Genomic DNA, 9,963 nt, shown 5'->3' on the forward strand with positions numbered 1-9,963 from the left:
GCCCCTGGAGGGCGCCCCGCTTCTCTTGTTTCATAAAACTCATTTAACCCACCCCCTTGGTGGTGCCTGCTCCCGGGCCCCCGGCCCCGCACTTGGTGGTGGGGGGGGGGGTTGCCCCCCCCCCCCCGCGGCTGGTTCTTTTGGTGAGGGGTGGTCCGGTCGGGAGGACGGGACCGGTGCTACCGGATTACTGGTTGAAGGTGTCGCTCTTGACGTCGATCCACTTGCCGCCCTCGACCTTGTAGACCGTGAGCTGCTTGTTGGTGGTGTCGCCGTACTGGTCGAAGGCGACCTTGCCGGTCACGCCCTCGAAGGAGACCTTGGCGAGCGCGTCGACGACCGCGGCGCGGGCGCCGTCGGCCGGGAGCTTGCCGTTGTTGGCGGCGACGACGGCCTTGACGGCCTGGATGACGGACCAGCCGGCGTCGTAGGAGTAGCCGCCGTAGGCCGCGTAGGGGTCCTTGTAGCCGCCGGCCGCGTAGTCCGAGATGAACTTCTTGGCGGTGTCCAGCTTCTCGACCGGGTAGCCGATGGAGGTGGAGAGGTCGCCCTCGTTGGCCTCACCGGAGGCGCTGATGAAGGCGGGGTCCTGGATGCCGTCGCCGCCCATGAGCGGGATCTTGGCGCCGGTCTTCTTGATCTGGTCGGCGAGCAGGCCGCCCTCGGGGTACTGGCCGCCGAAGTAGACGGAGTCGGCGCCGGAGGTCTTGACCTTGTCGGCGGTGGAGGAGAAGTCGGTCTCCTTCACGGTGACGTGGTCGGTGCCCGCGATCTCGCCGCCGAGCTTCTTGAACTCGTCGGAGAAGATCGCGGCGAGGCCGGCGCCGTAGGTCTGCTTGTCGTCGACGACGAAGACCTTCTTCTTGCCGGCGTCCTTGAAGAGGTACTGGGCGGCGAACTTGCCCTGGACCACGTCGGTGGCGGCGGTGCGGAAGTAGGTCTTGAAGGGGCGCTTGAACTCGCCCTTGCCCCAGTTGTCGCCCTGGCTGAGCGAGGGGTTGGTGTTGGCGGGGGAGACCTGCGCCAGGTTGGCGGAGGCGAAGACGCCCTGCATCTGCTGGGCGACGCCGGAGTTCAGCGGGCCGACGACGCCGATGACGTCCTTGTTGCCGACGAGCTTGGTGGCGTTGGCCTGACCGGAGGCGGGGACCGCCTGGTCGTCGAGGCCCTCGACCTTGAACTCGATGCCGGGGACCTCGTTGTTCTTGTTGGCCGTCTTGGCCGCGAGGTCGACAGAGTTCTTGATGCCCTGGCCGAGCGCGGAGAGCGAGCCGGTGAGGGGGGCGTCCACGCCGATGACGACGACGGTCTTGGCTCCGTCGCCCTTGTCCCCGGTCTTGCCCTCGTCGCGCGATCCGCAGGCGGTGAGGGTCAGTGCACCCGTGGTGATCACGGTGGTGAGGACGAGCAAAGAACGGTGTCGCACGTTTCTTCCTTTCCCTGGCGCGGCCGCCTCAGGTGAGGTGCCGATGGTTCGCCGGGCCGCACTGGGAGGTCCACGGCCGTGCTGAGTCGCACCTTGCGGCGCGGTGACTGGCCGTGACTCTAGGCCCGAGGTGGCGAATGCGGGGAGGCGGGAAAGGAGGATGTGACGCTCTTGTTATGCCAAGGCCAAGAATGTGTGGCGGTAGTACGGACAGATCGGGCGTTTAGCGACCTCGGGGAATGACCACATGCTGAGAAATCCCCGTTCCCCTAAGGGGCTTGAGGCCCTCATGGTCCTGTCATTGATCAAAACGGGTCGAATGTCGCAGGCTGTGTCCGAAAGAATCCGCCGGGTGGCATTCCGGAGCGGAAAAGACGGATTCCGTAGGGCTCGGGCATTACTGAGGGTAATTGAAGTCCTTGATCCACTTCGTTGCGGTGGATCTTGAGCGGGCGGTCAAAGGGCCTTCGACCTGCGGCGGGGTCGTACGTCGACAGGTGCCCGGAAGCCGGACACCGCACGTCCGATTCCGGTCACCCGGCTCACTGCGGCGGCCGCCAGTTCTCGGAGCTCCAGGTGGCGCCGTTCTGCTCGGCGCAGCGTTGCGTCACGAGCCGGTCGATCGCCTCAAGTCCCTTGTCCTGCCCGTGGATTGCTTCCTCGGCTCGACCGGCGGCGACGGCTTCCTCGTGGATCGCGTACTGGTCGTTGGACAGGCCCTTCTGCTCCCAGTCCAGTCCGGACCACTTCGTGCCCTTGAGGGTCTCTTTCGCCCAGTACGAGACCAAGGCCGTGCAGATCTGCGCAGGTGAGGAGGGGGTGGGCGAGGGGCTGGAGGAGGCCGGGGCGGCGTGCGGGGGGGAGTTGGAGCATCCGGGCAGGGTGAGCGCGGCGAGGAGGGCGGTGGCGGCGTACCGGATCGCGGCGCGTGGAGTGGTCCCCATGGGGGGACGGTAGGCCGTCACCATCGGTGACACAACAGCGTGGGCGGAACGCGCGCGGACTGGCGGATTCCGGGCGGGTGGCGGGCCGCCGGGGGTGGCTGCGGGGACGGCGCAGGCCCGGACCCCTGCCCTTGAGGCGGGCGGTGTCCGGGCCTGCGGGGGGTCTGATCCGGGTCTGATCCGGGCCGATCGGGGTCTGATCCGGGCCGATCGGCTCCGATCCGGGTGTGGCCGGGTCAGGCCCCGGCGGCCGCGTCGGCGTCGCGCAGCATGCAGGTGAGGCGGGCCGTGCACAGCCGGCGGTCCTGCTCGTCGGTGATGACGACCTCGTACGTGGCGGTGGAGCGGCCCCGGTGCACGGGCGTCGCGATGCCGGTGACCAGTCCGGAACGGGCGCCCCGGTGGTGGGTGCAGTTCAGGTCCACTCCGACGGCGACCTTGGTGATGCCGCCGTGCAGCATGGCGCCGACCGACCCGAGGGTTTCGGCCAGTACCGCGGAGGCCCCGCCGTGCAGCAGTCCGTAGGGCTGGGTGTTGCCCTCGACCGGCATGGTGCCCACGACCCGCTCGGCCGAGGCCTCCAGGATGCGGATGTCCATGCGCTCGCCGAGGTGGCCCGCCGAGAACAGCGAGGGCAGGTCGATGCCCAGGGCCGTGTACTCGTCGAGGACCTCCTGCGGGAACTTCACAGCGTGCTTGTCGCCCATGGGCCGGCTCCGTTCGTCAACGCTCGTTAACCTTCTTGTCCTGAGGTCGTTCTATCAGGCCGGTTCGAAGCGCACGACGACGGACTTGCTGGCGGGGGTGTTGCTGGTGTCGGCGGTGGAGTCGAGCGGCACCAGCACATTGGTCTCGGGGTAGTACGCGGCCGCGCAGCCGCGCGCGGTCGGGTAGTGCACGACGCGGAAGCCGGGGGCGCGCCGCTCCACGTCGTCCTTCCACTCGCTGACGAGGTCGGTGTAGGAGCCGTCGGCGAGTCCGAGCTCGGCCGCGTCCTCGGGGTTGACCATGACCACGCGGCGCCCGCCGGTGATCCCGCGGTAGCGGTCGTCGAGCCCGTAGATGGTGGTGTTGTACTGGTCGTGGCTGCGCAGGGTCTGCAGGAGCAGGCGGCCCTCGGGGATCTTCGGGTACTCCACGGGCGCGGCGGTGAAGTTCGCCTTGCCGGTCTTCGTGGGGAAGCGGCGCTCGTCGCGCGGGGCGTGCGGGAGCTGGAAGCCTCCGGGGCGGGCGACGCGGGCGTTGAAGTCCTCGAAGCCGGGGACGACGCGGGAGATCCGCTCGCGGATGGTCCCGTAGTCCTTCTCGAACTCCTCCCACGGCGTGCGCGAGGCCTCGCCGAGGACGGCGCGGGCCATCCGGGCCACGATCGCGGGCTCGGAGAGCAGGTGCGGGGAGGCGGGGGCGAGGTTGCCGCGGGAGGCGTGGACCATGCCCATGGAGTCCTCGACGGTCACGAACTGCTTGCCGCCGGCCTGTACGTCCTTGTCGGTGCGGCCGAGGGTGGGCAGGATCAGGGCGCGCCGGCCGGTGACGGCGTGGGAGCGGTTGAGCTTGGTGGAGACGTGCACGGTCAGACGGGCGCGGCGGATCGCGGCCTCGGTGACCTCGGTGTCGGGGGTGGCGCCGACGAAGTTGCCGCCCATGGCGAAGAACACCTTGGCCTCGCCGTCGCGCAGGGCCTGGATGGAGCGGACGACGTCGAAGCCGTGCTGGCGCGGCGAGGTGATGCGGAACTCGCGGTCCAGGGCGTCGAGGAAGGCGGGGGCGGGGCGCTCGAAGATGCCCATGGTGCGGTCGCCCTGGACGTTGGAGTGGCCGCGGACCGGGCAGACGCCGGCGCCGGGGCGGCCGATGTCGCCGCGCAGCAGCAGGAGGTTGACGACCTCGCGGATGGTGGCGACGGAGTGCTTGTGCTGGGTGAGGCCCATGGCCCAGCAGACGATGGTGCGCCGGGAGGCCAGGATCATGGCGAGGGCGCGCTCGATCTCGGGGCGGGTCAGGCCGGTGGCCTTGAGGGTCTCGTCCCAGTCGGCTTCCTTGGCGGTGGCCGCGAACTGCTCGTATCCGTGGGTGTGTTCGCGGATGAAGGCCTCGTCGGTGGCGCCGGCCTCCAGGACGAGCTTGTTGAGGAGGCGGAAGAGGGCCTGGTCGCCGCCGATGCGGATCTGCAGGAACAGGTCGTTGAGGGCGGTGCCCTTGAGCATGCCGAGGGGGGTCTGCGGGTTCTTGAACCGCTCCATGCCGGCCTCGGGCAGCGGGTTCACCGAGATGATCTTCGCGCCTGCGGACTTGGCCTGCTCCAGCGCGGAGAGCATGCGCGGGTGGTTGGTGCCCGGGTTCTGTCCGGCGACGATGATCAGGTCGGCCTGGTGGAGGTCTTCGAGGGAGACGCTGCCCTTGCCGACGCCGATGGTCTCGGTCAGCGCGGAGCCCGAGGACTCGTGGCACATGTTCGAGCAGTCGGGGAGGTTGTTGGTGCCGAACTCGCGGGCGAACAGCTGGAAGAGGAACGCGGCCTCGTTGCTGGTGCGGCCCGAGGTGTAGAAGAGCGCCTCGTCGGGGGAGCCGAGCGCGCGCAGTTCCTCGGCGATGATCGCGAAGGCCCGCTCCCAGCTGACCGCCTCGTACCGGTCGCCGCCCTCGGGCAGGTACATCGGCTCGGTGATGCGGCCCTGCTGCCCCAGCCAGTAGCCGGAGCGGGTGGCGAGGTCGGCGAGCGGGTGCGCGGCGAAGAACTCCGGGGTGACCCGGCGCAGCGTGGCCTCCTCGGCGACGGCCTTGGCGCCGTTCTCGCAGAATTCGGCGGTGTGCCGCTTGTCGCCCTCGGGCCAGGCGCAGCCGGGACAGTCGAAGCCGTCCTTCTGGTTGACCTTGAGGAGGGTGCGGGTGGCCCGGACCAGGCCCATCTGCTCCTGCGCGATCTTCAGCGTGTGCCCGATGGCGGGCAGGCCCGCCGCCGCGTGCTTGGGGGGCGCGACCTGCGGCGCGTCCTGTACGGGATCACCTGCGGGCGGCTTGGCGGCCATGTCGCTCCCCTTCGAGCTTCGCAGCTGCGGTGCTGCGCGAATTCGCGTTGACGTCCGATCCTGTCACGCTCCGCGGACATCGCCGACGCCGGAATTGTCAGCGGGGCCGCCTAGGATCGGGGGCGTGGCAGATTCAGCATCGAAGAAGACCGACCAGACGACCGCAGCGGACCGCCCCCGCCTGATGCTCATGGACGGGCACTCCCTGGCGTACCGGGCGTTCTTCGCGCTGCCCGCGGAGAACTTCACGACCGCGACGGGCCAGCCGACGAACGCCATCTACGGCTTCGCGTCGATGCTGGCGAACACGCTGCGCGACGAGGCGCCCACGCACTTCGCGGTGGCGTTCGACGTGTCCCGCAAGACGTGGCGGTCGACCGAGTTCCCGGAGTACAAGGCGAACCGTTCCAAGACGCCCGACGAGTTCAAGGGGCAGGTCGAGTTGATCGGCGAGCTCCTGGACGCGATGCACGTGCCGCGTTTCGCGGTCGACGGCTTCGAGGCCGACGACGTGATCGCGACGCTGGCGACGCAGGCGGAGGCGCTGGGCTTCGACGTGCTGATCGTCACCGGTGACCGCGACTCCTTCCAGCTCGTCTCCGAGCACACCACCGTGCTCTACCCGACCAAGGGCGTCTCCGAGCTGACCCGGTTCACCCCGCAGAAGGTCGAGGAGAAGTACGGGCTCACCCCCGCCCAGTACCCCGACTTCGCGGCGCTGCGCGGCGACCCGTCGGACAACCTGCCGGGCATCCCGGGCGTCGGCGAGAAGACCGCCGCCAAGTGGATCACCCAGTTCGGGTCGTTCGCGGAGCTCGTCGAGCGGGCCGAGGAGGTCAAGGGCAAGGCCGGGCAGAACTTCCGGGACCACCTGGAAGCCGTGAAGCTCAACCGGGTGCTGACCGAGATGGTCAAGGACGTCGAGCTGCCCAAGACCCCGGCGGACCTGACGCGCGCCCCCTACGACCGCTCCGCCTTGACCGGCGTGCTGGACGTGCTGGAGATCCGCAACGCCTCGCTGCGCGAGCGGCTGCTGGCCGTGGACCCGGGCGCCGCCGAGGAGGCGCCCGCTCCGGCCGCGCCCGGTGTGGAGCTCGACGGCTCCGTGCTGGGCGCGGGCGAGCTGGCGCCGTGGCTCGAAGCCCACGCGGACGCGCCGCTCGGCATCTCCACCGTCGACAGCTGGGCGCTGGGCCAGGGCAATGTCAGCGAGATCGCGCTGGCCTCGGCTTCCGGTGCGGCCGCCTGGTTCGAGCCGTCCGTGCTGGACGAGGCCGACGACCGGGCCTTCGCGGCCTGGGCCGCCGACCCGGCGAAGCCGAAGGTGAGCCACAACGCCAAGGGCCTGATGCGGGTCTTCCCCGAGCACGGCTGGAGCCTGGCCGGCGTCACCATGGACACCGCGCTCGCCGCGTACCTGGTCAAGCCGGGCCGCCGCTCCTTCGCCCTGGACGTGCTGTCCAACGAGTACCTGCACCGGGAGCTGGCGCCCGCCGCCGCCGACGGCCAGCTCGCCTTCGGCGCCGACGAGACGGCCGAGGCCGAGGCGCTGATGGCGCAGGCCCGCGCCGTCCTGGACCTCGGCGACGCGTTCGCGGTCAAGCTGCCCGAGCTGGGGGCCGCCGAGCTGCTCCACGACATGGAGCTGCCGACCTCCGAGCTGCTGGCGCGGCTGGAGCGGGCGGGCATCGCCGTCGACCGCGACCACCTGGAAGGCATGGAGCAGCAGTTCGCGGGCGCCGTGCAGCAGGCGGTCAAGGAGGCGCACGCGACGGTCGGCCACGAGTTCAACCTCGGCTCGCCCAAGCAGCTCCAGGAGGTGTTCTTCGGCGAGCTGGACCTGCCGAAGACGAAGAAGACCAAGACCGGCTACACCACGGACGCGGACGCGCTGGCCTGGCTGGCCACGCAGACCGACCACGAGCTGCCGGTGATCATGCTCCGCCACCGGGAGCAGGCCAAGCTGCGCGTCACGGTCGAGGGCCTGGTCAAGACGATCGGCGCCGACGGCCGGGTGCACACCAGCTTCAGCCAGACCGTCGCCGCGACCGGACGCCTGTCCTCCACCGATCCCAATCTGCAGAACGTGCCGGTGCGCACCGACGAGGGCCGCGCCATCCGCCGCGGTTTCGTCGTCGGCGAGGGTTTCGAGTCCCTCATGACCGCCGACTACAGCCAGATCGAGCTGCGCGTGATGGCCCACCTCTCCGAGGACGAGGGCCTGATCGAGGCGTTCGCGACCGGCGAGGACCTGCACACCACCGTCGCCTCCCAGGTGTTCGGCGTCGAGCGGTCCGCGGTCGATGCGGAGATGCGGCGCAAGATCAAGGCGATGTCCTACGGTCTGGCGTACGGGCTCTCCGCCTTCGGCCTCGCCCAGCAGCTGAACATCGAGCCCGCCGAGGCGCGCGGTTTGATGGAGACCTTCTTCGAGCGGTTCGGGGGGGTCCGCGAGTACCTCCAGCGCGTGGTCGACGAGGCCCGCGCCACCGGGTACACGGCGACGATCTTCGGCCGCCGCCGCTACCTGCCCGACCTCAACAGCGACAACCGCCAGCGCCGCGAGGCCGCCGAGCGGATGGCGCTGAACGCCCCGATCCAGGGCACCGCCGCCGACATCGTCAAGGTCGCGATGCTGCGCGTGGACAGGGCGATCGTGGCGGCCGGGCTGAAGTCGCGGATGCTGCTCCAGGTCCATGACGAAATCGTGCTGGAGATCGCCCGGGGCGAGCGCGAGAAGGTGGAAGAACTGGTGCGCCGCGAGATGGGCGCCGCCGTCGAGCTGCGGGCCCCGCTGGACGTCTCGGTCGGCGTCGGCCCCGACTGGGAGTCCGCCGCGCACTGATTCCCCGTAGGCACGGATCCCGTACGCACGGATCGCGCAGCGCCCGTCCCCCCGCTATGCGGTGGGGACGGGCGTTCGCGTGTCGTCGTCCGTACGGTCCCGGTCGCCCCGGTGGCGCAGCCGTACGAGGAACCCGTACAGCAGCAGTGCCACGCACAGGCCGCCGCCCGCGCCGAAGCAGACGGTCGGGACCAGGTCGAGCGGGGTGCCGACCCGGTCGAAGAACGTGAAGAAGCGGAGCACGCGCAGCGTGACCCCGGCCGCCACGCACACGAGCACCAGCGCCAGCGCGCCCCACAGCTCGGCCCGGCCGAGCACGGGAACGGACGTCGGGGCGTCCACGGCGGGCCGTCGGCGCAGCGCGGTCGTCGTGAACCACAGCAGGACGCCGGCGGCCAGGGCCGAACTGCCGTACTGGAGATAGGTGTAGAGGGGGAAACCCCCGTGGTACGCGGAGAGCTCGGGCACGGCGTTCGTCCCGTACCGGTCCAGGTGCGTGAAGCTGTCCCAGGCGACGTGGGTGAGCGATCCCAGCACCGCCGACAGGTAGAACCAGAGCGCGAGCGAGGGCAGTTGGCGCTCGCGCCGCCAGTCCTCGCCGCGCACGAAGCCGTACACCCTGCCCCGCCAGGGGCGCGGCAGCAGCGCGGCCAGCGGTTCGCGCAGCAGCAGCCAGAAGGCCACGAGCCCGGCGGTCAGCAGCGCGTCGGCGGTCACGACGCCGACGAGGGAGTGCGTGAACTCCCCGTACCGCATGACTCCCGACACCACGGCGTCCAGGAAGTAGAAGGTGTCGGGCGCGAACGAGCCCATGACCAAGGCCGAAGCCACCAACGGCCCCCGGCCGCGACCGCGGCGGCGGATTCCCGGCAGCACCGCGGCCGCGTGGCTCAGTGTGAACGGCATGGCCTGTCTCCTCGCTCTGCGTGCGGGGCCAGTATGCGTGACCTGCGGGCCGGGACATCCGTCCCTCCACCGCCCCGCCCGTACCGAAACCCCGTAGTCAAACGGTTCATCTCGCCCCGGGCCTAGAGGCAGCAGAAAGACTGTGTGGTCAGGGCGCGTGACCTGGGGGAAAGCAGGCAGAATCGCTGCGCGCTCTGGTCATTGCTGGTCGACATTGGTGGGCGTTGGAGAGCCTTCGACGGCCCACAGACGGCCCGACAGGGGCGCGAAGGGGGCGCTAGCGTTAGCGGCCCGCCCCGCTAGCGTTAGCGACTCCGCTAGCGGCCAAGACCGTGGTTGATCAGGGTGTTAGCGGATAGCGGCACTCCCGGCTGCCCCGAGGGACCGGCCCGCTGCGGGTTCGGGGCCTCCGGGAGTGGTCACTAGCGCCCATTGGCCGACGGAACCGCGCGCTGGGGGAGCAAGAGGAACCACCCGGCGCGGCGTGCTCCTCTTGCTTGTGCCGGCGGTCGCGCGCTGGGGGAAGAGTAAGGAGGACCGCCCTTTGGGCGGACGACCTCTCGGCGCCTACCGGCCGCGCACGGAATCACCCGGCGCGTCTGCTGCTCCCACGTAGCCGCTCTGACCTGAGCCACGTGGGAGGGCGGCGGCTGCGCGAGGGGTAGGCCGCCGGGCCTCTCCTGCTGCGTGGCGCCCCTTCGAGGCTCTTCAGGGGAGCGGACGGCGCCTCACTCCTTGAAAAGCCATCCTGCTGCCGTCCTAGTAGTGCTTGGTCAGGTCGGGGCTGGTGTGGGTATGCCGTGGTGGCAGGTG

The 9,963-nt window shown here is 70.2% G+C and carries 6 protein-coding genes; 1 reads left to right on the plus strand and 5 read right to left on the minus strand.

Annotation, left to right across the window (positions count from 1 at the left end; genetic code table 11):
- Window positions 1-187: 187 nt before the first annotated feature.
- From ACFWBF_RS36345 to ACFWBF_RS36360, 4 genes are all read right to left on the minus strand, one after another.
- Window positions 188-1,426 carry a branched-chain amino acid ABC transporter substrate-binding protein gene (locus tag ACFWBF_RS36345; protein WP_385229798.1) on the minus strand — a complete coding sequence of 413 codons (1,239 nt, stop codon included), beginning with the start codon at window positions 1,424-1,426 and terminating at the stop codon, window positions 188-190.
- 542 nt (window positions 1,427-1,968) lie between these two features.
- Window positions 1,969-2,370 carry a hypothetical protein gene (locus tag ACFWBF_RS36350; protein WP_385609123.1) on the minus strand — a complete coding sequence of 134 codons (402 nt, stop codon included), beginning with the start codon at window positions 2,368-2,370 and terminating at the stop codon, window positions 1,969-1,971.
- Between the two features lie 236 nt (window positions 2,371-2,606).
- Window positions 2,607-3,077 carry a PaaI family thioesterase gene (locus ACFWBF_RS36355; protein ID WP_385609124.1) on the minus strand — a complete coding sequence of 157 codons (471 nt, stop codon included), beginning with the start codon at window positions 3,075-3,077 and terminating at the stop codon, window positions 2,607-2,609.
- 54 nt (window positions 3,078-3,131) lie between these two features.
- Window positions 3,132-5,399: an FdhF/YdeP family oxidoreductase gene (locus ACFWBF_RS36360; protein ID WP_385609125.1), complete on the minus strand. Its 2,268-nt coding sequence runs from the start codon at window positions 5,397-5,399 to the stop codon at window positions 3,132-3,134.
- Between the two features lie 124 nt (window positions 5,400-5,523).
- Between ACFWBF_RS36360 and polA the strand changes: the two genes are divergently transcribed.
- Complete coding sequence (polA, locus tag ACFWBF_RS36365) at window positions 5,524-8,244, plus strand: DNA polymerase I (protein WP_385609126.1); 2,721 nt, start codon at window positions 5,524-5,526, stop codon at window positions 8,242-8,244.
- A gap of 54 nt (window positions 8,245-8,298) precedes the next feature.
- Here the strand turns inward: polA and ACFWBF_RS36370 are convergent, their stop codons facing one another.
- Window positions 8,299-9,150: a DUF4184 family protein gene (locus tag ACFWBF_RS36370; RefSeq protein ID WP_385609127.1), complete on the minus strand. Its 852-nt coding sequence runs from the start codon at window positions 9,148-9,150 to the stop codon at window positions 8,299-8,301.
- Between the last annotated feature and the right edge of the window lie 813 nt (window positions 9,151-9,963).

This window comes from Streptomyces sp. NPDC060028, assembly GCF_042736725.1.
Taxonomy (GTDB): domain Bacteria; phylum Actinomycetota; class Actinomycetes; order Streptomycetales; family Streptomycetaceae; genus Streptomyces.

Bases quoted from the DNA above. Each gene is read 5' to 3' on its own strand.
- ACFWBF_RS36350 (WP_385609123.1), bottom strand. From the start codon at position 2,370: ATGGGGACCACTCCACGCGCCGCGATCCGGTACGCCGCCACCGCCCTC.
- ACFWBF_RS36370 (WP_385609127.1), bottom strand. From the start codon at position 9,150: ATGCCGTTCACACTGAGCCACGCGGCCGCGGTGCTGCCGGGAATCCGC.
- ACFWBF_RS36360 (WP_385609125.1), bottom strand. From the start codon at position 5,399: ATGGCCGCCAAGCCGCCCGCAGGTGATCCCGTACAGGACGCGCCGCAG.
- ACFWBF_RS36355 (WP_385609124.1), bottom strand. From the start codon at position 3,077: ATGGGCGACAAGCACGCTGTGAAGTTCCCGCAGGAGGTCCTCGACGAG.